This is a genomic window from Curtobacterium sp. PhB136 (assembly GCF_004346855.1).
GTDB lineage: Bacteria > Actinomycetota > Actinomycetes > Actinomycetales > Microbacteriaceae > Curtobacterium.
The window spans coordinates 485,052-504,728 of record NZ_SMGH01000004.1 but is presented as its reverse complement, the minus strand read 5'-3'; the positions used below and the strand labels follow the sequence as shown (position 1 = coordinate 504,728).

General features: G+C 66.9%; 18 protein-coding genes. 10 read left to right on the top strand and 8 right to left on the bottom strand.

Annotated features, from left to right (window positions below):
- Positions 1-669 precede the first annotated feature (669 nt).
- The 6 genes from EDF27_RS02415 (at position 670) to EDF27_RS02390 (ending at position 6,346) form a co-directional block, all read left to right on the top strand.
- Positions 670-2,004 (top strand): hypothetical protein, encoded by a 1,335-nt coding sequence (locus EDF27_RS02415; protein ID WP_132047071.1) that lies wholly within the window; start codon positions 670-672, stop codon positions 2,002-2,004.
- A gap of 112 nt (positions 2,005-2,116) precedes the next feature.
- Positions 2,117-2,641 (top strand): SLATT domain-containing protein, encoded by a 525-nt coding sequence (locus tag EDF27_RS02410; RefSeq protein ID WP_132047069.1) that lies wholly within the window; start codon positions 2,117-2,119, stop codon positions 2,639-2,641.
- The gene (locus EDF27_RS02405) at positions 2,625-2,840 is read left to right on the top strand and encodes a nucleotidyltransferase domain-containing protein (RefSeq protein ID WP_165931323.1); all 216 of its coding nucleotides are present in this window, start codon (positions 2,625-2,627) and stop codon (positions 2,838-2,840) included. The genes EDF27_RS02410 and EDF27_RS02405 overlap by 17 nt, the downstream gene beginning before the upstream one ends.
- 38 nt (positions 2,841-2,878) lie before the next feature.
- Entirely contained in the window at positions 2,879-3,472 is a 594-nt protein-coding gene (locus tag EDF27_RS02400; RefSeq protein WP_132047065.1) for a nucleotidyltransferase, read from the top strand.
- 996 nt (positions 3,473-4,468) lie between these two features.
- On the top strand, positions 4,469-5,914 hold the full coding sequence (locus EDF27_RS02395) for a HEPN domain-containing protein (protein WP_132047063.1): 1,446 nt from the start codon (positions 4,469-4,471) through the stop codon (positions 5,912-5,914).
- 39 nt (positions 5,915-5,953) lie between these two features.
- Positions 5,954-6,346 (top strand): hypothetical protein, encoded by a 393-nt coding sequence (locus EDF27_RS02390; RefSeq protein ID WP_132047061.1) that lies wholly within the window; start codon positions 5,954-5,956, stop codon positions 6,344-6,346.
- Between the two features lie 334 nt (positions 6,347-6,680).
- On the opposite strand, the gene EDF27_RS02385 is transcribed toward EDF27_RS02390, so the two are convergent.
- Both EDF27_RS02385 and EDF27_RS02380 read right to left on the bottom strand, forming a co-directional pair.
- Positions 6,681-7,727 carry a hypothetical protein gene (locus EDF27_RS02385; RefSeq protein WP_132047059.1) on the bottom strand — a complete coding sequence of 349 codons (1,047 nt, stop codon included), beginning with the start codon at positions 7,725-7,727 and terminating at the stop codon, positions 6,681-6,683.
- 138 nt (positions 7,728-7,865) lie between these two features.
- On the bottom strand, positions 7,866-8,972 hold the full coding sequence (locus EDF27_RS02380) for a hypothetical protein (protein ID WP_132047057.1): 1,107 nt from the start codon (positions 8,970-8,972) through the stop codon (positions 7,866-7,868).
- Between the two features lie 84 nt (positions 8,973-9,056).
- Here EDF27_RS02380 and EDF27_RS02375 point away from each other — a divergent pair, with 84 nt between their 5' ends.
- The 3 genes from EDF27_RS02375 (at position 9,057) to EDF27_RS02365 (ending at position 13,021) form a co-directional block, all read left to right on the top strand.
- Positions 9,057-9,866, top strand: a complete 810-nt coding sequence (locus EDF27_RS02375; RefSeq protein WP_132047055.1) for an HIRAN domain-containing protein — start codon at positions 9,057-9,059, stop codon at positions 9,864-9,866.
- Positions 9,867-10,148: 282 nt separating this feature from the next.
- Positions 10,149-11,876, top strand: a complete 1,728-nt coding sequence (locus EDF27_RS02370; RefSeq protein WP_132047053.1) for an alpha/beta hydrolase — start codon at positions 10,149-10,151, stop codon at positions 11,874-11,876.
- A gap of 404 nt (positions 11,877-12,280) precedes the next feature.
- Positions 12,281-13,021, top strand: a complete 741-nt coding sequence (locus tag EDF27_RS02365) for an alpha/beta fold hydrolase (protein WP_132047051.1) — start codon at positions 12,281-12,283, stop codon at positions 13,019-13,021.
- Positions 13,022-13,066: 45 nt separating this feature from the next.
- Here the strand turns inward: EDF27_RS02365 and EDF27_RS02360 are convergent, their stop codons facing one another.
- Together EDF27_RS02360 and EDF27_RS02355 are read right to left on the bottom strand one after the other, a co-directional pair.
- Complete coding sequence (locus tag EDF27_RS02360; RefSeq protein ID WP_123655229.1) at positions 13,067-13,927, bottom strand: alpha/beta hydrolase; 861 nt, start codon at positions 13,925-13,927, stop codon at positions 13,067-13,069.
- A gap of 153 nt (positions 13,928-14,080) precedes the next feature.
- Positions 14,081-14,683, bottom strand: a complete 603-nt coding sequence (locus EDF27_RS02355; protein ID WP_132047049.1) for a helix-turn-helix transcriptional regulator — start codon at positions 14,681-14,683, stop codon at positions 14,081-14,083.
- 85 nt (positions 14,684-14,768) lie between these two features.
- Here EDF27_RS02355 and EDF27_RS02350 point away from each other — a divergent pair, with 85 nt between their 5' ends.
- Positions 14,769-15,380: a mismatch-specific DNA-glycosylase gene (locus EDF27_RS02350; RefSeq protein ID WP_132047047.1), complete on the top strand. Its 612-nt coding sequence runs from the start codon at positions 14,769-14,771 to the stop codon at positions 15,378-15,380.
- A gap of 36 nt (positions 15,381-15,416) precedes the next feature.
- Here EDF27_RS02350 and EDF27_RS02345 read toward each other — a convergent pair whose 3' ends face one another.
- The 4 genes from EDF27_RS02345 to EDF27_RS02330 are packed head-to-tail and all read right to left on the bottom strand — an operon-like array spanning position 15,417 to position 19,539.
- A complete protein-coding gene (locus EDF27_RS02345) occupies positions 15,417-16,241 on the bottom strand; it encodes a carbohydrate ABC transporter permease (protein WP_123655232.1) in 825 nt (274 codons plus the stop codon).
- On the bottom strand, positions 16,238-17,194 hold the full coding sequence (locus EDF27_RS02340; protein WP_123655233.1) for a sugar ABC transporter permease: 957 nt from the start codon (positions 17,192-17,194) through the stop codon (positions 16,238-16,240). Before EDF27_RS02340 ends, EDF27_RS02345 begins: the two co-directional genes overlap by 4 nt.
- Before the next feature lie 13 nt (positions 17,195-17,207).
- The gene (locus tag EDF27_RS02335) at positions 17,208-18,566 is read right to left on the bottom strand and encodes an extracellular solute-binding protein (RefSeq protein ID WP_123655234.1); all 1,359 of its coding nucleotides are present in this window, start codon (positions 18,564-18,566) and stop codon (positions 17,208-17,210) included.
- A 34-nt stretch (positions 18,567-18,600) separates the two neighbouring features.
- Positions 18,601-19,539: a carbohydrate kinase family protein gene (locus EDF27_RS02330; protein ID WP_123655235.1), complete on the bottom strand. Its 939-nt coding sequence runs from the start codon at positions 19,537-19,539 to the stop codon at positions 18,601-18,603.
- Positions 19,540-19,677 lie beyond the last annotated feature (138 nt).

Genomic DNA, 19,677 nt, shown 5'->3' with positions numbered 1-19,677 from the left:
ACCAGACGTTTCATGAAACGAAGCTTTAGCGAGACGCGTTGCCCCTCTATGCCGCGTTGGTCTGACAGCTGTGTTGCTATCGTTCGCGGCGAGGGGGATCGACAAGCGAGCCTGATCTGATGTGGGCGCGAGCGTTCTACACGGGCGACTCGCTCGCCGGTCGAGATGGCTCCAATCGGTGAAGTTGCTCGGCATCACTGCCGTCGTCGCTGTGACGAGTGCGACGAGCATCGCGGCGATCGCGGTCGGGAGCGCGCGATCGGCAGACATCATGAAAAGGTCCTACCCCGGCCGAAGAACGCCCGCCGCTGGTCGATACTGCATTCGAATCTGACTGCCGCGGGGCACCCTGTTGACGTCCGACGAACGATCTGGTTGAGGAACTCTGACGGTATCCCGCACCACTGAGCAACCGTGACGCGCTGTGAAACCTCGCCCTCGTCTGGGTGGTCATCGGACTCTCACCCGCACGTAGGGCCTCCGACCTCGCCGTTTCGTAAGCCACGACTGGACAGCCGCGGTCTCTGTCTCCATGGCCATGGACTACCTGTCGAAGTCGGTTGCCCGCCTTAGAGTGAGGTCGTCCAGGCGCACGACTGCGCTGAGGCAGCGACCGTCCGCAAAGATTGTCGCAGGCGATCGACACGTGGAACAGGGGTTTGAGAACCGGTGGCGCTGAACATCGACACGTCCCGCCCGTTGCGGTCACCGCGCCAGCTGCTGAGCCTGGTGGAGGCGGTCTTCGCCGCGGACCCGTCCGATGAGAAGCCGTACCTCGAGTGGAAGTCCGCGCTGCTGCTCGGGAAGCAGGACAAGGCGAGCCACGCGTCGATCGGCCGCTGCATCATCGGCATGGCCAACCGGACCGTTGCTTCGGCTTCGACGCACTTCGGTGGATGCGGCTACATGGTCATTGGAGTCGAGCCCGGGGCAGTGTCCGGTATCGAGATGCCCGACCCGGCGATGTTCGAGGACTGGGTGAATCGATATGCCGGCGCAGACGGGCCCGTATGGACCGTCGACACGGTCACGTTCCAGGACTCCGCGGTGTTGGTCGTGATCATCGACCCGCCTGCGGCCGGCGACCGGATCCACTCCATGCGAACCACTTATGACAGCTGGGATCGCGGCACCATTTTTGTGCGCAAGCTCGCCCGCACGGAGAAAGCGGAACCTGGCGACATTCGGCAGCTCGAAGAGCGTCTTCTTGCCGGCACAGCGATCGGACCGGCGCGTCTGGATGACGTCGCCGTTCGCATGTCACACTCGGAATGCGTGCGGGTACTCGACGGCTCAGCGGCGCATCGGGACGCTGCGGTTGAAGCTGCAAGAGCCGGCCTCGTGCAGTTGCCCGAAGCAAACCAGTCAGCGACGAGCCGGATCGTCGTCGCAACGTACGACACGTATACGGAGCATGAACGGAGCCGATACGACCGGCAGTCCCGCGAGTACCTCGCGGCGTACCAACGTCATGCCGTGCAGGGCGCTGTGCGGGCCGCCGTCGCCGCCCTGGAGGGGCGAATCTGGCTGCAGATCGACAACGACACCGACGTCGCCCTCGAAGACGTCCAGGTGCGGCTGCAGTTGCCAGACGGAGTCAGCGCCTTCGAGGACCGCACAGACATTGACGACGTCCTGCCATCAGTTCCCGAACCACCCCGGAATTCAATCGCCGCGCTCATCGCGCCGAGTCTTCTGAGCGCGAGCCGGTGGGACCCACCGGCGATGCCCTCGTTGCAGCGACAGATCGCGATCTCTCCCAGTCGTCAGGAGGTGACGTTGAAGTTCGACGTCGTCCATCCACGCGATACCGAACGCTCGGACACGTTCGTGCTCATCGCCTCATCCACTGCGCTCGACGCCCTCGATGCTGCTGCACAGCACTGGCGCGCAGATGCCAAGATCACCGCACGTAACCGATCCGGGTTCATCGCCGCCAGCGTCATGCTCGAGCCGATCGGTCCTCCGATCGGGGTCGATCAGGTGCTGACGGAGGCATCGTGACGGCTGATCCGGCAGTCGGAGTGGCGTGTGACGCGAGTGGCTGCGACTGCGTCGCGATCGCATCACGCGAACCCAGCACGAGGCTGCGACGCATCGGCGGACGGAGTAGCTCATGACAACCCCTGAAGTCGAAATCGCGGTCGAGTTGGAACGACTCGAGGAAGATTCGGTGCACAGTGCGGCGACCCAGTTCGCGCTCGGGCAGCAGTATCGAATGATCGAGCTGGTCGCAGGTATCCCCGCCACGATCCTCGCCGCCGTCGCCGGTGTGACGGCCCTCGCGAGCACGACGGGACGAGTGACCGCGGGTGTCATCGCGCTTGTCGCAGCCGGCCTCGGGGCGCTTGTAACCTTCCTTGGCGCTGCCGACAGGTCCGCCCGAGCATCAGCCGCCGGCAACGAGTACCTCGCGATCCAGAAAGAGGCACGCCGCGCACGGCTGATCGACTCGCAGTTGGTCGACGCCGCAACACTCCGTGAGCTGCTCCGGACACTCACCGACCGAGCGCACGCACAGAACCTCGCGGCGCAACCACCCAACGTTTTCGCCCGCCGCTTCGGACGCCGCAGTGTCGAACGCGGCGACCGCGACCACATCGTTGATGTCCGAGGAGCCGGCGATGCCCAGAACGGTTGATGCTGCGCTCCAGACATACCTGACGCTCCTCACGCCGACCGCCACCGAACGGCAAGTCGCCGCGCTCCACCGATCGAGCATCGAGACCAGGCTGCGCTCCGAGCTCAGTGTCGCTGAGGTCCGAGAGACCGGATCGTTCAGTCACGGCACCGGCCTGCGCGGGCGCAGTGATGTCGACCTGATCGTCGCCCTCAACTGAGCCCGACAACGGCGCTGCACTGGGTCCAGGATGCCTTGGTGGATCGCTTCCCGCGGACCACAATCCGCACCAGCTCACCAACGGTCGTCGTCTCATTCGCTGGGGGCGATGAGGTCTTCGAAGTCGCGCCCGGCTTCCTTTCAGCCACCGAAGCGGTGTCTCGATACTGGATTCCGCGTCCACCCAGCGGCTGGATGGAGACCGCTCCCGCAGCACATCTCCGATACGTCACCGACGTGAACAAGAACCCGCAGGGCGGGGCGAAGGCCCTGACTCGCCTCCTGAAGGCGTGGAAAGCAGCTCGGCGAGTGCCGGTGAGCTCGTTCTACCTGGAGATGGCGGCCGCGGAGCACATGACTGGTGAACCGTACTTCGATCCACTATCGGACCTGCAAGCGATCCTTCAGAAGCTCAGTGCCAGCCAATTACGCGCACTGATAGATCCGACCGGTCAGACGGGTCTGATCCATGCGACGTCATCACTGGGGGGTTATTTCGGTGCGATGAGCGCAGTCCAGGACGCGAAACACAACGCACGCCAGGCCTTCATCGCTCGAGCGCACGAACAGGAACTGACGGCCTTCGGCTTCCTGCAAAAGATCTTCGATCGAGGCTTCCCTGCTTACGCGTGACGACCGCCGCCGCCGTCTCGATAGCCGGTCGTGGGCCGGCCCCTTCGCCGTCGCGGGCCACCGGGACGTACCGACCTGCTGGCAGGGGGGGCGGCGGGACCACGAAGACGAGTGCGACGTTCACTATTTTCTGTTCGTCCGACTGCGCGCGAAGTTGGAACGAGTCATCCTCACCGACCGTGTCTGCAACGTATCGGCGGTGCGCAAGGCGCACACGGTCGTGGACAGTGGCACCGACGCCGAACCAGAGGTCATGTAGCTCCGCGACGAACTCCAAGTTTACGGGTTCTCGCGCCGCTCCGGCCCGGCAGCGGACGTCGAGTGCAGAGCGCGCTGCCGACAGGCTCACCGCTGGTGCAGCTCACCATCCTGGTACTCGATCTGCTCAGCTGTGGTCGCCAGTTCCGCAAGCATGGGCGGCTCCGCCATGTCGTCGAACCCGACCCGAACCTGCCCATCGCGCCGCGCAGGCCGAGCCGACAACGATCTGTGTCGCTCCGCGCCGCCGTGAAAGCGCGAAGGTCCTCGCGGCAGTCGCCGATTCGGGTCCGCCCCGCTAAGGCGCTGCGACGCCGTTTTTCGCAGCCGCTTCGGCCGGTAAGGCGGCAATGGCCACCAGGTTTCGGCGACGGGCCTCTGCGTGCCCACCTCGGCACAGCCGGGGATGCCTTCGGCCCTGTTCCGGGCGTCCGAGCACGGCCGACGATCCGGCCGGTGGGCCCGGATACCAGATCACCGATCAACGCGAACCGATCATCCGAGCGAAGCTGAACCGAGGCACCTCACCACCATCCCGGACACACCCTGCGCCCAACCACAAGATGCGCCCTCGCTCTCTCGGAGCTGGCCCGAGCTCTGTGACGCATGAGACTCCCGGGCCGGTCACGGGCTGGTCGGCCAGGGTGTCGACGCAAGATGGCCCGATGCGTTCGCTCGATACTCGGGCCATCGCCGTGTCGAGCGCCTGTCAATCAGGGCGGCGGACATCATGTTCGAGTGACCGTCAACATCCTCGGCTCCTCAGGGCCGGAGCGAGAGCGCACCTTCCCTGGCAGCTGGTACGTGTGCTCGCGGCCCGAACGCAAGGTCAACGGAACGCTGACAGTGCCGCTCGTCGGACGCCCGACGCTCAAACTGCAGGGCACACTCCTAGACGAGAAACTACTACTGCAAGACGAGACCATCGTCGGGACAACCCACGGCGGCTTCTCGGTGACGCTCGCGCACGCCGGGTACCGCAACCAGAGCAGACCGTGGTTCAGTGGCATCGACTACGGCGGCCAGCGTCCCCCCGTCTTGGAAGAGACGTGGGACTGCTGGGCGGTTGCAGTCGGCGTAGAGCTACCTTCGGCTGGCGACACCCAGGTGACCGAGATGGTGTTCCGCTCCCGCCGGCTTCGAGATTGGGCCGCATCAGTCGGCCCGGAGTTTGAGGAATCAGAGAACGAACGGACGCTGGGAGGCGAGCTGACTCTTCCCGACGACATCGAGACGACTGTGCCGTGGGGAACGGTCACGCTCCATTGGGGCGCAGTGGGATCGACTTCGCAGCACGGGGCGAGCCTTCGATATTTCCCAGAGCTCCAAGTCCTCCTCGCCAATCCGGTCACGATCGATGACACATGGGCGCTCGTCGTGACGCCGCTTCTCCAGTTCCTGACTCTTGCGACCGGAGTGGGGGACGCTCTCGAATGCGTTCGCTACCGTTCCGACCCTACGGACGAGCTTGACGGACATGGCAAGGACAGCTTCGGCGATCTGCTGTTCGGCGGCTGGTTTGAGTGGGTCAGCTCGTCATGGGTCACCGAACCGAAGGATGACGAGGATGTTCAAGAGTTCAACCAGCCGGTCGATGCCCGCGGGGCCGTGGAGAACATCGGGCCGATGCTCTCCAGGTGGTCTGACCTCTGCCAGCGGGCCGAGGCGCCACTCCTTGACTACTTCGCCACTCTGATGTGGAAGTCGATGACCTTCGAGGAGAGTTTCGCCCACATCGTCCGTGCGCTGGAGGTGCTGCATACGACGATCCAGCCCGGGCCGCGGATTCCCCCAGAGGAGTTCAAGGCAGTCAAGAAGAAGCTTCGCGATGCGCTGAAGGACGATCCCCATAAGGATTTGGTGCTGTCTCGCCTGAAGCATGCCGACGCCTTCAGCCTTCGCGACCGACTCGTCGATCTCCTCGGTCGATGTGGACACCGACTGCACAACTACGCGGGCGACATTCAGACGTTCGCAGGTTGGGTGCGCGACCGACGAGACGGTTTCACCCACACGTCGTCGCTCGGCACTTCCGATCATCGCGAGCTAATGCGTGCACATGTGATTCTCGATCTCGCCATGCGCTCAGTGCTGCTGCGCGAGATCGGTGTCAATCCGGATGATCTCGACGAACGCGTGTTTCGGACGGATGTAGCCCGCACGCTTCTCTACCCCGTCCGGTAGAGCTTCCTGCAATTGAGAGACATACCGTAGATTCGTTCCATGAGCGACGCTCCGGGTGGCGTCGAGTTCGAGCCGGTCCGCGTCGACCGCGTCGCGGTCCTTGACGAACTCGGACTTCGTCGGGTGCAGGTAGAGGGTTTCGACGACTTCCTTCTCCACATCCCAGCGGACGCCGACGCGGACCTCCCAGCCGTCAGCACGGCGGACGTACCAGAGGGAACCCCGCGCGCTTGGCCTGTGCTGGCTGTGGAGTCCGTCATCGCGTCATCGGAGGGTTTTGGTTCTGTATGCGCGGATCGACCTCGGCTCTGGACGCGGTCGAGCGTCCACTGCGATGGCTCTAACAATGCAAAGGGGTTCCCGTCGCGAGTGATCACCACGGTCAGGCCGTCCATGACGTGCAGCAACCAGCGGACTGGCTCTGCGACGTAGTCGTCCGCGGACACCCAGAGGTCGTCGACGTCAGGGGCGTCCATGGCGGCCCCGGTTCGCTTGCTGAGCTACCTCGGTCCGGCCGGTCCGGCAAGCGCCCATATGGCGAATGGAATCGCAGTTTGGCCCAAATGGAAGACTGATATTGAGTGCGGTGAGGTGCGCGCGCCGGCGGTCCCCCACGCCGGCCAGCCGCGAGCGGGGGCGAACCTTGCACGAGGGCTACCCGCGATTCATCTCACTGGCCGCGGAACTGCGGGTCACCGCGCTGGTGCCCGGCCCGGATAACTCCAGCCCCCGACTCAGCGCGTGTCAGCGGTCGCTTTTACGGCCGTCAGAACGGGACTTCGTCGTCGTATCGGCTTGGTGGTGCCCACCTCTGGGCAGTGGCCTGCTGTTCGGCCTCGCGTTCCCGACGGACTCGCTCTGCTTCTTCAGCTTCGGCGCGCTGTGCCTTCGCACGCTCACGTTCCTCGTGCATGCGCTCGATGTTGCGCGGTTCCTCGTTCGCGAGACGGACGATGAGCGCGGCAGCAACGTGGATCGCCAACCATGCGTCAGCCTTCGTGGCGTCATCATCGCGGAACTGGTGAGCGTTGCCACGCGAGGAACGGTCCGCGTTCACCCATTCGATGATGGGCTTGAGCAGCTTCCTGTCTGCCTGCGAGATGATCCCAGCCCTCGCCGCAGCGTTGAGCTGGTCCGAGATGCTCCCGCCCTCGACGCCGAGCGCGCGGAAGAACTCCTGCACTGCGGTCGCAGCGTCGGTGATTGCCACTGCTGGTTGATTCTCCGACAGCCGCGTCAGCGCCGCTTCGAACCCGGCTGAGGCGCGCGCGAACTTGGGGTTCAAAGCCAGAAACGTCGATGCTGGCTTGACGACTTCGGCGTGCAGAACGTGGTTGCCCCGCTGCTGAAACCGGCCGGCGTCCCACGTCCAGTCGAGACGGGAACCAAGAAGGATGTCGTCCACCGTCGTAACGAACGCGCCTGCGTCATAGGTAGGCGGGACCCACTCCTCGTTCCAGTCGACCTCGACCTGGACCGGCTGGTCGTCGTCTTCGGCCAGCGCGGTCATCGCGTAGAGCACGGCGGCGACGACGTCCAGACGCTCATCGTCGTTACCGTCGCCTGCGAGGACCTCTGCCGCTTCGACTTCGAAGCTTCCGTCGGCAGTACCGATACGGCGATGACGGTCAGCACGCAAGAGAACTCGCTCTGCGGCGTTCGTGGTCTCCTGCAGGACGGCAAGCACTTTCCGCCCGACATCGACTGGGCAGTCGTCGCGCCACTGTGGCCCGACCACCCTCTCCTGCGCGGACAGATCCCGGCGGCGCCGAAGCTCCGACGGCAGCGGCGAGAAACGTCCCAATCGGCTCACCGAAACAGGATACGGATATGGACCGACGCGGTGATAACAGCAGGTCTGTGCTTCAACCCGATTGGTGGAGTGCACGTCTCGGACGGCGATCGGAGCTGTCGTCTGCTTCGGCGTGACGGGAGGACCTGACGGTCACCGTCACCGACGTGTGCCTCCGAGCAGGGTGAGCAGTGCTTCGCGCACGCGTTCTCGTCCCGATGGTGCGTCAATGTCGGCGACTGCCTGCAACTCGTCGATGCGGGTGGATAGCCTTGCCTGGCTGCGATGCAATGATCGCGACTCGTATGCGATAAGTGTTCCGCGGAGGGAAAGATCCTGCATGAGCAAGGATCGTTTCGACGGGAACGCCCGCGCGTGAAACGCCAAGGGCAGGACCAGTTCGAGCAGGAGCAACGCCCCTGCGACCCACCATCCCTGTGGCGCGACCACGAGCAAGTTCACCGCCCCCAGCAGCACGAGAAAGACGTAGAAGACGTAGGCGCCAGCGACGTTCCCGGCACGTTTCCCGCGGGATGGCTCCACAACGGACGAGGCCGTCATCCCGCCGAACAGCAGCAGAGCGACGCCACCGAGGAGACCGCTGACCGCTGCACCGGTGACTGCCTGCCAGGCACCGCCGCCACCGAGCGCCCCCGCCCCCGCGCCGGCTGCAGCCATCGCCGCGACCCGCACTCCCACTCCGACCAGGCCGCGGCGAAGCACGGGGACCCGGCGTGGCAGACGAGCGATCTGTGCACGTAGGCGCTCCAGCTGCTCGACAGCCATCTCGAACTGTCGAGCATGCCGAGGCACCACGAAGCGGCTGCTCTCAACGCCTAACACCCAGCAGATCGACGTCATCGGCACCACAACGACCAGGGCCGGTACTGACGTCGGATGGCGGAACGTTGCCGCCACAGCCAGAACACCAAGGGAGGCGGCGCACATCGCCAGGAGGGCGCCGAGGGTGCCAACCGTCCTGCGCACACGGTTCCGTTCAACGACACCCGTAAATGTGCCCTGCCCACCTCGCGAGATGCCGTAGAGGACCAGCGCTGCCGCGAAGTACGCAAGCAACGTCGGCAACGTGTCCTGACGAAGGTCCCAGCCCCACGCGGGCATCCACGCGATGTTCCAGCCGCCGCCGGCCCATGGTCTCCCCGCGAAGATCACCGCTTCGAAGAAGCAGCCGACGACGAACAACCCCAGCAGCGCATGGGCATACCCCCGAGGGGCAGGGATCGGGTCGGGTTCACCAGGCTTCACGGCACGAAAGCGTATCCGCCGACGACGAACCGTCATGACGCTGAAGTTCGCGAACTGATTCGAAGGCCATGCCATGATCAGCGAATGGGCATACTCGACCGTCTCCTAGGCCGCAAGCAACCACCAATCGACGACGGTATAGACGGCCTCACCATGCTCTCCGGCACGACCACAACCTGCCGTGACGCAATCGCCGCGTTGGCGGCCCGCCACGGCACCACCCAAGGCGGCTACCTCGAGATGTCGGGATCCTTGCAACGCGAGACCACGAACCCGGTTGACCCGAACGCCGTAGCGGTTCTCATCGAAGGCGAACGCATCGGGTACCTCCCGGGATACGTCACCGCCGCCGCAGATATCTCCGACATCGGCTCCCGACCCGTCCGCGTGCAGATCTTCACAGAGCTGCTGCCGAAAGGGCTTCGCGCCGAAGCTTGGGCCTGGCTTGGCGGCCGCGCACCGCAATGGGAGTGGTCCGCCGCGAACCGGCCACCGATGACGTCCGAGCAGAAGGCGATGGCCAGTCATAAAGGCAACCGCGACATGGTGCGCGACGCCCTAGCCGGTGGAGGCGCGCGCGCCGAGCAATTCCAGCGGGGCATGGTCAACGGCGTCCACTACCTAGAACTCATCGAACCGATCAAGCAACTCAAACGGGACAACCGGCTCGAAGACGCGCTCGAGCTCTGCTACGTCGCCATCGAAGGAGCTGAAGGCGACCGAGACGGACGCGAGCCCGCACCCGCATACACGGAACAGGCGGCCATCATCCTCCGGAAACTCGGCCGACGGGATGAAGAGATCGCGGTGCTCAACCGATGGCTTGCCCTCTGCCCGCCAGCGCACCGAGATCAGAGCCGCATCGGCGAACGACTGGCGAAGCTCACGAGCTGACCCGATCGCCGCTGTAGGTGGTCGATTCCCACCCGTGCTGGCCGTTTGGCTTGCGCCGGACCGCCGTTCTCTCGACGCCGAAGGGAAAGATTGGTCGGTCGGTCGATCGAAAGTACAAGTTCGCCCGTGCAGACGACACCGGAGACGGGAGCCGCATCCAAGAGGCTCACCTGGTTCTCCGGAGTACTCGAAGAATTCAAGAGTGCTACGGTCCATCAAAGCGTTTTTGTTGAGGCGCGTGGGGCTCTTTGACTTTTGGTCGGGGCGACGAGGGAGAGCATCGTGGCGGCTGCGCGTTTCCGTGCGTACGAACGAGACTTTCGGCGACTCGACGCCCCGCGTCGACTGCGAGACATCGCGGCGGCATCGGGCTTGCCACGCCTGACGCTCGAAGAATCGAAGGCCCTGGCCGGGCTGATCGCCGTGACCGCTGGACTCGCCGATTCCATTGCCACCTCGGCGATGAGGAATCGCGGCGACTCGTGGACGCAGGTCACGTCAACGCTTGACGGGCTCTGGTCCGAGCAGCTTGAAGATCCGCTCGGCGCGCAACTGTCAGACGTTGTGTCGGTTGCGGTCATCACGCTCGGAATGGCGCTAGGCGACCCGAGGGACCCTGCACCGAGCGGCCGTTCCGCGTTCGCGCGTGCCATGCGCGAGGCGCGAGCGGGGCTGTATGAGGGAGCGACGTTCAACTGGCGGGGCACAGCTGCCCTCGGGCAGCAGGTTGCGGAAGACGCGAAGTGGCGCTCTGCGATCGAGATGGAGCGCTCACCGAAGTTCCGCCGACTTCTCGAAGAACTCGCCCAACTGCAAGACGTCGGACTGCCGGAACTTCTGCCTATACCGAGCGACAGGGTTCGCGACAGTGCGAATCGACTGTTGGCGGAGTCGCCCGCGGTGAAGCTCGCCCGCTTCAACGACCGCCGAACAGGCGGCCGGGGCGGGCGGTCAGCCGGTGCGGGCTCAGTGCAAGCTCCACCTCAGCCCCCGAACAATCAACTCTGGAACCGGCAAGCGACGGAAGTCGACAACGGCGACCGTCGCGTGAAGGTGCACTTTGGAACTGACCGGGAAGCGCTCCCCATGAGTTCGATGCACTTCGACGCCTCCCGAGCCGTCAACGGCGTGACACGCTACGGAATCGCGTCGGTATTCGTGCCAGAATCCCATCACGTCGGCAAGCTGGGGTACAAGGCGATCATTGCGCCAAATCGTTTCGCGCGAAGCGGGGCGCTCCAGCTCCAAAACGTCACCGAGTTGACCATCTCGGAGTTCGCAGACGCACTCCGTGCCGAAGTGGCTGCCGTGACGACCCGTCGCATTCTACTCAGCATTCATGGATTCTCGACCACCTTCAACGCCGCGATGCTCAAAACCGCTCAACTCGCGGCTGACCTTGATCTCGACGCGGTTGTCGCAGCGTTCTCATGGCCGTCAGCCGGAAGTCTGCTTCGCTACGGACGGGACCGCACGGAAGCCCTCGCGAGCGCGCCCGGCCTAGCCGCATTCCTCCTTTTCCTTGCACAGAACAGTGGCGGAGTGCGACACGTGGATATAGTGGTGCATTCTATGGGCAACTACGTCCTCGTGAACGCAGTTGCGGCTCTCCAAACCGCTCTCAAGACCGCAGGGCTACGACTTGGACACGTGTTTCTCGCTGCGCCAGACATTGACGCAGCGGAGTTTGCGACATTGGCGAGCACGCGGAAGGGCATTAGCCGCTCCGGCACCATGTATGCATCGCGGAATGACTTGGCTCTTCTTATATCAACCCTGAATCACAGAGCCCCTCGCGCGGGAAGGTTCCCGCCTGTGCCTACGCAGAAGGGTATCCATAAGGTCGACGTGTCCGCGGTGAACTTGCCGCTGATTGGTCACGGGTATCACGCACAGACGGCTGCAGTCATTGCGGACATTGCTGATGTGATCCTTCACAACACGAAACCGGGACGACGCCGGCGCTTGCGCCCCTCGTCAACAGGGGCGTATTGGATCATGCGGGCCTGATCGTTGTCCGGCAGAAAGTGCTTGAACAGCGGGATCATTTCCCCCAAACGAGGGCCGATACGGGTTTCAAAATGGCTAAAACCGCCTCATGCTGTGTACAAGTCGTGCGGGGGGATGCGGAGCACGGTCCGTCGGTGTAGTGCTGTTCGCTGCTGACCGGGGGTTTTCGTCGCGGGGGAAATCGGGCGGTCTCCCGGGGGGAACCCAGGTTCGGCGTCGAGCGGGCGCCGCTTACCGCCGCGGTCCCAGCCTAAACGCGAACGGCCCGCCACGGGGTTGATTGCAGTCTGGTTTCCAGCCCTTGCAAGCCAGCCACACCAGAAGAGCCCCCGGCTCTTCTGGCTCCTGGGGCAACTTCGCCCCGCCCTGCCGCTGAGGCCGATCGGATCGGCCAGGATGAGAGCATGGTCGCCACCGTCGTCGCGCTCCCCGGAACGCTCTGCCCTCCCGCGATCTTCGACCGCCTCGCCGTGGAGCTCGGCACCGCCGCCGAGATCGACGCGGTGCCCTGGCTGACCGAGCCGGGCCCGCGGACGATCGCGGAGATCGCGGAGTCGATCGCGCGTCGGATCGGCGACCTGCACGCCGGCGGACCGGTCCTGGTCTGCGGGCACTCGACCGGCGGGGCGATCGCGATGCAGCTCGCGCTCGAGCACCCCGATCTGGTGTCGGGAGTCCTCCTCGTCGACACGGGAGCCCACATGGGCGGCCACGGTGACGTCGCAGCGATCCTCCGCCGCGTCGACGATGACTGGGGCGAGGACCTTCGTGCTGCCGTGCTCGACCGGTCCTTCGCGGATGCGCTCGATCCGATGCTCCGACGTGAGTGGCTCGCGTGGGCGTCGACCGTGCAGCAGGCAGCGGTGAAGGCGGTCCTCGCCAGCCAGGCAGCACTCGACCTCCGAGCTCGGCTCCCGCTGCTCACGGTGCCGACGAGCATCGTGCACGGTGCGCGGGATCGTGCCCGGTCGGCGGACGACGCTCGCGAGCTCGCTCGGCTGATCCCCGGTGCCCGGCTGACGATCGTGGATTCCGGCCACTCGCCCGTCCATGAGACCCCGGGTGACGTTGCCGTGGTCTTGAACGACCTGCACGCGAGGCTGAGCACACCCGCGACGAACGCCGCGGGCCCCCAGCGACGCTGAGGGCCCGCGGTGTCCGTGGGGTGTGGCGATGCGATCAGCCCCGCCTCAATGGACGGTCGACGCCGCCCGCTCGATGACCGCCGTCACCGCGCCCGGCTGCGAGATCATCGACAGGTGCGACGCCCGCACGGGAACGATCGTGCTGCCCGCCCGGTGCGCCATCCGGTACTGCGTCGCCGGCGGGATCACCTTGTCCTGCGTGCCGATGACGTCCCAGCTCCGGATCGACTTCCACGCCGGGGGACCCGACGGCTCGGCCAGCGCCCCGAGCAGCGGCGGCAGCTGCCCCGCGGCGAGGACGTTCCGTGTGGCCGCGGGCACGTCCTGCGCGAAGGACGTCGCGAAGGTCGAGGACTTCAGGTACACCTGGTACTCCGCCTGGCTCGTCGCTCCCGGTGGGGCGACGATGTCGAACAGGGTGGCGGGGTCGGCGGTGAGTGCGGAGCCGGACCCGGCGAGCAGGTCGTTGATGGTCTCGCCCTGGTCGGGCAGGAACGCGTCGATGTAGACCAGCGCCTTGACGTCGGGGTCGGAGGCGGCGGCGTTCGTGATGACCGCACCGCCGTAGGAGTGGCCGACGAGCACGACCGGGCCGCTGGTGCGCTGGGCGAGGTACGCGCTGAGCGCTGCGGCGTCCGGCGCGATGCCGCGGAGGTCGTTCGGCGGCACCAGGACCGGGTACCCGGCGCGCTGGAGTGCTGCGGTGACGGGCGCGAAGCTGGCGGAGTCCGCCCACGCGCCGTGCACGAGGACGACGGTGGGTTTCGGCGACGGCGACGGTGTGTGGTGCCCGTGTCCGTCGGCGGAGGCGGCCTGGAGTGGGAACGCGATCGCCCCGGCGGCGAGGGCGAGGGCGGCGACGGTCGCGGCGAGCGTGCGACGTCGACGGCGGGTGGTGTCCGGCATGGTGGTTCCTTCCGATACGTCAGGTCCACGGGGTCCGGCTGGGCTCCATGACGCGGCGACAGCGGGAGCGCGCTCCTCGTCGGGGAACGAGGCAGAGCGCGGCAGAACGATGGTGCGAACGTGTCGTGCCGAGGCCGCGTCGTCACACTACGGTCAGCGTTCCTTCGCGATCTTGATCGGATCCGCACAGATAGTTGTCGGTTCCCGCACCGAGCCGCCGGGTTCCTGCCCGCAGCGCTTGCGGTAGTCGCGGGGGCTCATCCCGTAGGCACGGTGGAACGCCCGGGTGAAGTTCGCGTGGTCCGGGAACCCCCACCGGTGTGCGATCTCCGAGACGGTGACGTGTCGCTCGTGGACGCGGCGGAGCTCCTCTGCGGCGCCGGCGAGTCGTCTCCCGCGCACCCGGTCGGCCAGGCTGATGCCGGCTCGCTGCAGGATCAGGTACGCGTACCGCTCGGAGATGCCGTGCACCCGCGCGACCTCCGCGATGGTCAGGTCCCGGTCGACGACGTGGACCTGGACGTACTCGAGCATCCGGGACCCGAGCGGGGTGGGGGGCGGCGGCGCTGCACCGGGGTTCGCGGTGAGGAGCGCGCGGAGGAGCCGCAGCGTCGACTCCTCGAGGGCGGCGCGGTCGGCCTCCGGCAGGTGGACGGCGGTCGTGGCGAGGTCGCCGAGGTAGCGCGAGACGACGAGCGCCTCCGGGGTCGCGGCCGCGGTGCGGTCGGGACGGACGAGGTCGAACGGCAGTGTCATGACGCCTCCTCACGGTGGGCACATGCTCCCACCGGAGGCGCGATCCCACCAGGCCCGGCCGCCCGGGCGTTCCTACACTGGTGCGATGCCGATGACCCGCGCCGAGCTGGAGACGTTCCGCGGCGTCCCGCTGCCGGACGAGATCGGACCTGGTGTCCGGCTGTTGTTCGTCGGGGTCAACCCGGGCCTCCGGAGCGCCGCGGTCGGGGCGGCCTTCGCGAACCGTGGCAACCGGTTCTGGAAGGCCCTGCACGCTGCGGGGATCACCGGCCAGGTGTTCGACACGAGCGCCGGGTTCGCCGCGGCGGACCGTGACGAGCTGTACGGCCGGGGTGTGGGGCTCACGACGCTGGTGCCGGGCGCGACTGCCCGTGCCGACGAGCTCTCCGACGACCAGCTCCGTGCGGGTCGCGCCGAGCTCGTCACGAGGGTGACCGCCGTGCGGCCGGCTGTCGTCGCGATGCTCGGCATCACCGCGTTCCGGGTCGCGTTCGACCGCCCGCGGGCGGTCCCCGGCGAGCAGCCCGAGCTGATCGGACCCGCGCGGCTCTGGGTGGTGCCGAACCCGTCCGGCCTGAACGCCCATGCGACGGTGGAGTCGTTGGGTGGGGCGTACCGCGCGGCTGCTGCCGCTGCGGGGGTGCCGCTCCTGACACCCGAGGGGCCGCCGCGACCGCCGTCAGGACGACCGCCGTGACCGCAGTCAGGACGACGGCCGTGATCGGGCCGGCCCTCAGCGGTCCGCGAACCCGCCGAGCATCCCCGAGATGAACCGCTTCTGCAGGAAGAAGTACAGGACGACGATCGGCAGCGCGACGATCACCCCCGCGGCGGACAGCAGCGAGTAGTCCGTCAGGTGGGCACCCTTGAAGAACGCCAGGCCGAGGGGTGCGGTGCGGTGGTCCTCGCTGGTGATGAGCACGAGCGGCAGCAGGAACTCGTTCCACGTCCACATCGTGATGAGCAGGGCCATCGTCATGATCGGGGCGATGGCGGCGGGCACGATCACCTGCCAGAGGAGTCGCACGTCGCGCGCGCCGTCGAGCCGGGCGGCCTCGATCACCTCGCCGGGGAAGGACCGGAACTGGCTGCGCATCCAGAAGATGCCGAAGGCCAGGGACTGCGCGGTCTGCGGCAGGATCAGGCTCGTGTAGGTGTCGGTCAGGCCGACCGATCGCAGGTTGAAGTACAGCGGGATGATGAACGCCTCGGCGGGGAGCATCAGGCCGGCGAGCATCACGAAGAAGATCACGTTCGAGCCGAAGAAGTCGAGCCGACCGAACGCGAACCCGGCGAAGACGGCGAGCACGGTCGTGAGCACGACGACCGACACGGTGACCAGGACGCTCGAGAGCATGTACGACGCGAAGTGCCCCTGGTTCCACGCGGCGCCGAAGTTCCCGAGGTCGATGGTGGTGGGGACGCTGAAGCCGCCGGAGTTCTGCGCGGACGGGGTCACCGAGGACAGCAGCACCCCGATCAGCGGGATGATCGCGAACAGGGCGAAGAGCGTCAGGATGACGTAGTTGACGGTCTTCTCGCGGACGGAGATCCTCATGCGACGTCCTTCGGCTGCAGGCGGTTGATGAGGGCCGTGACGATCATGATCACGATGGTGAGGGACACCGCGACGGCGGCGGCCGAACCGACCTGCCCGGTCTGGAACGCCCGGTTGTAGGCCTCGAACGCGGGGACCGACGTCGAGTTGCCGGGCCCGCCGCTGGTCGTCACGTAGACCAGGTCGAAGGTCTTCAGCGCCGACACCACGGTCAGGGTGAGCGCCGCGGCGATCTGCCCGCGGAGCGAGGGGAGCGTGATCGAGAAGAACTCCCGCACCGCGCCGGCACCGTCGATGCGGGCGGCCTCGAACAGGCTCGGGTGGATGTTGCCCACGCCGGAGAGGAACAGGACCAGGCACAGGCCGACGTTCAGCCAGGTGCCGACGAAGCCGATCGCGGGCAGCGCGGTGTCGTACCCGCCGAGCCAGACCTGCGCGAGGTGCCCGAGTCCGACCAGCCGCAGCCCGTCGTTGAGGAGGCCGTCCGCCGAGTAGATCGACACCCAGATCGTGGCGACGACGACCGACGCGATGACCTGGGGGAGGAACAGCACCGTGCGGAAGAACGACATCCCTGGCAGCCCGTTCGCCCGCGAGATGAGCGCCGTCAGGAAGAGCGCCACGACCACGGGCACCGCGGCGTAGAACACCATGAGCACGAGTGCGTGCCCGAACGACGCCCGCAGCTGCGCGTCCGCGAACACGTCGACGTAGTTGGAGAACCCTGCCCACGTCGCCGCGGACAGGCCGTCCCAGTCGTAGAACGAGTACTGGATGCTCTGCAGGAACGGCACCCCGAGGAACACGGCGAACACGACGAACGCCGGGAGGACGTAGAGGTACGGGACGAGACTGCGGCGGCGCTTCCGGGCACCGCCCGCCGTCGTGCCGGCCCGCCCACGGCGGGTGCTGCGGTCGGCAGCACCCGCCGTGGTTCCGGTGAACTGGGTCACTGGGGAGCCCTCGCTACTTCTTCACGAAGCCGGAGTAGTCGTCCTGGAGCGTCTTCGTGTACTGCTCCGGGGTCGCCTTGCCCGCGACCAGGTCCTGCATCGCCGCCGTGATCGTGTCGTAGAAGGTCGGCGTCGCGTAGTCCAGGTACGGGGTGATGCTGTTGGCGCTGGAGATCGTCTTGTAGTTGCTCGTGATGTCGCCGGCGATCGTGCCCGACGCGGGGGTGTCGTCGTCCGGCACGACGGTCGGCAGGTTGCCCTTGTCGACGAGTGTCTCCGCGGCCTTCGCGTTCGTCACGAAGTCGACGTACGCGGCGGCCGCGTTCGCGTTCTTCGTCTTCGAGGTGATGGCCCATGCCAGGCCCTCGCCGCCCATCGTGACGGGGGAGTCCGCGCCGGCCGGGGTCAGCGCGGTGAAGCCGATGTCCTTGGCGCTCGCCGCGGCCTCGAGGGTGGCCTGGTACCAGGTGCCCGTGATGAGGAACGCCGACTGGCCCTTGCCGAACGAGGCGACGGCGTCGTCCCGCGAGACGCCGTTCGCGCCGTCGGTGACGTAGCCCTTGTCGACCCAGTTCGTGATGGTCTGCGCGGCCTTGACCTCCTCGTCACCGGTCCAGCTGCCGGACTTGCCTGCGACCAGGTCGTTCACGGCGTCGTGGCCGGCGAGGGCGGAGAGCACCAGGCCGTACAGGTGGATGCCCGGGCTCTTCTCGACGTCGCCGTAGCTCAGCGGGAGCGACCCGGCCGACTTGACCTTCGCCATGTCCGCGGTCAGCTCGGCGACGGTGGTGGGCGGCGCGTCGATCCCGGCCTTCTGGAGGACCTCCTTGTTGTAGTAGAGGCCCACGAGCTCGCCGGTCTGCGAGACGCCGTAGAGCTTGTCGCCCTGCCAGGTGCTGCCGTCGGAGGAGAAGGAGTTGAGCTTGAGCAGGCTCGACGGGTAGTAGTCGTCCCAGCCGTAGAGCTTGGAGTAGTCGTTCACGGGGCGCAGGAAGCCGGCCTTCACGAAGGCACCCATGTCCGGGTAGCCCTGGTTCGCCTGCACGACGTCCGGCGGGTTGTCACCGGAGAGCGCGAGCTTCAGCGTGGTCTTGAGGTCGGCGAAGGACCGGGACACCCGCTTGATCGTGATGTTCGGGTGCGCCTTCTCGAACTCGTCGTTGAGCACCTGCTGCGCGTCGTTGATGCCGGTGTCGGTGTTCTGGTCCCAGACGGTCAGGGTCGTCTTGCCCGAACCGACGTCCTTCGACACCGGCCCGAGGCTCTGCGACGCGGCGGGGGCAGCCGAGCCGCCCGGGGTGCACGCGGTCAGCCCGAGTGCCAGGGCGGCGGCGACGCCGATGACCATCGTCGCCTTGCTGGAGTGCTTCATGGTGGTCCAGTCCTTCGAGTGGGTGGAGGGGGAGTCAGGAGGTCAGGGCGGCCGCGTCGAGGAACGACCAGTCGCCGGGGGCGGCCGTGCGGCGGAGGAAGGCGCGGAGCTGGTCGGGGTGCGGTGCGCTCGCGGCGCCACCGAGACCGGTCACGGCGTACGCGGCACTGGCGGCGGCGAAGCGCAGCCGCGTCGCCAGGTCCCAGCCGTGGTGGCCGCCGGCCATGAAGGACGCGACGAACACGTCGCCGGCGCCGGTCGGGTCGACGACGTCGACGGGGATGGTCTCGGCCGTGACGACGACCCCGTGCGCCGAGTCGACCGCGATCACGCCCGACCCGCCGCAGGTGACGACGGCCAGCGGGACCCGCTCGGCGAGGGCCTTCGCGGCGTCGAGTGCCGAGTCGGTGCGCGTGTACCGCATCGCCTCGACGTCGTTGGGGACGAAGACGTCGATCTCGGCGAGCCGGTCGAGCACCCCGCCGGACCACTCGCCGGTGTGGTCCCATCCGACGCCGCCGACCACGGTCGTGCCGGTGGCGCGGAGCTCCGCGACCCATCCGGGCAAGGGGTGGGCGATGCCGACGTGGGTGGACGCGACCGCGCCGAGGTCGTCGGGGACGCTCAGCGCGTCGAGGTGCTCCTCGTAGGTGATGAAGCTCCGGTCGTCCGGCCCCGTGAGTGCGACGGACACCGAGCTCTGGTGCCCCGGGACGACCTCGAGCAGGCTCGTGTCGAGCAGCGGTTCGGCGGTGAGCGTCGCGTACACGTGCGCTCCGAGTACGTCGTCGCCGAGCCGGCTGAGCAGCATGGTGGGGGCGCCGGCGCGGGCGGCCGCCACGGCGCGGTTCGCGACACCGCCGGGGGTGACGGTGAACGCGTCCGCGTAGACCTCGGTGCCCTGCTCCGGCGCGGTGACGCCGGCGAAGACCAGGTCGCAGAACACGTCCCCTGCGAACAGCAGTGCGGTCACGGCTTCTCCTCATCGTTGCGGATCGTCCCGTCGCAGGTGTGCGCAATCCCGGGGCGGTACCGCTGGTGATGCTCAAGCCTGCGTGCTTGGTGTTGCGAGGACGTTACTCGATTGCGCCAGATTTGTTAAGTCTGCGCA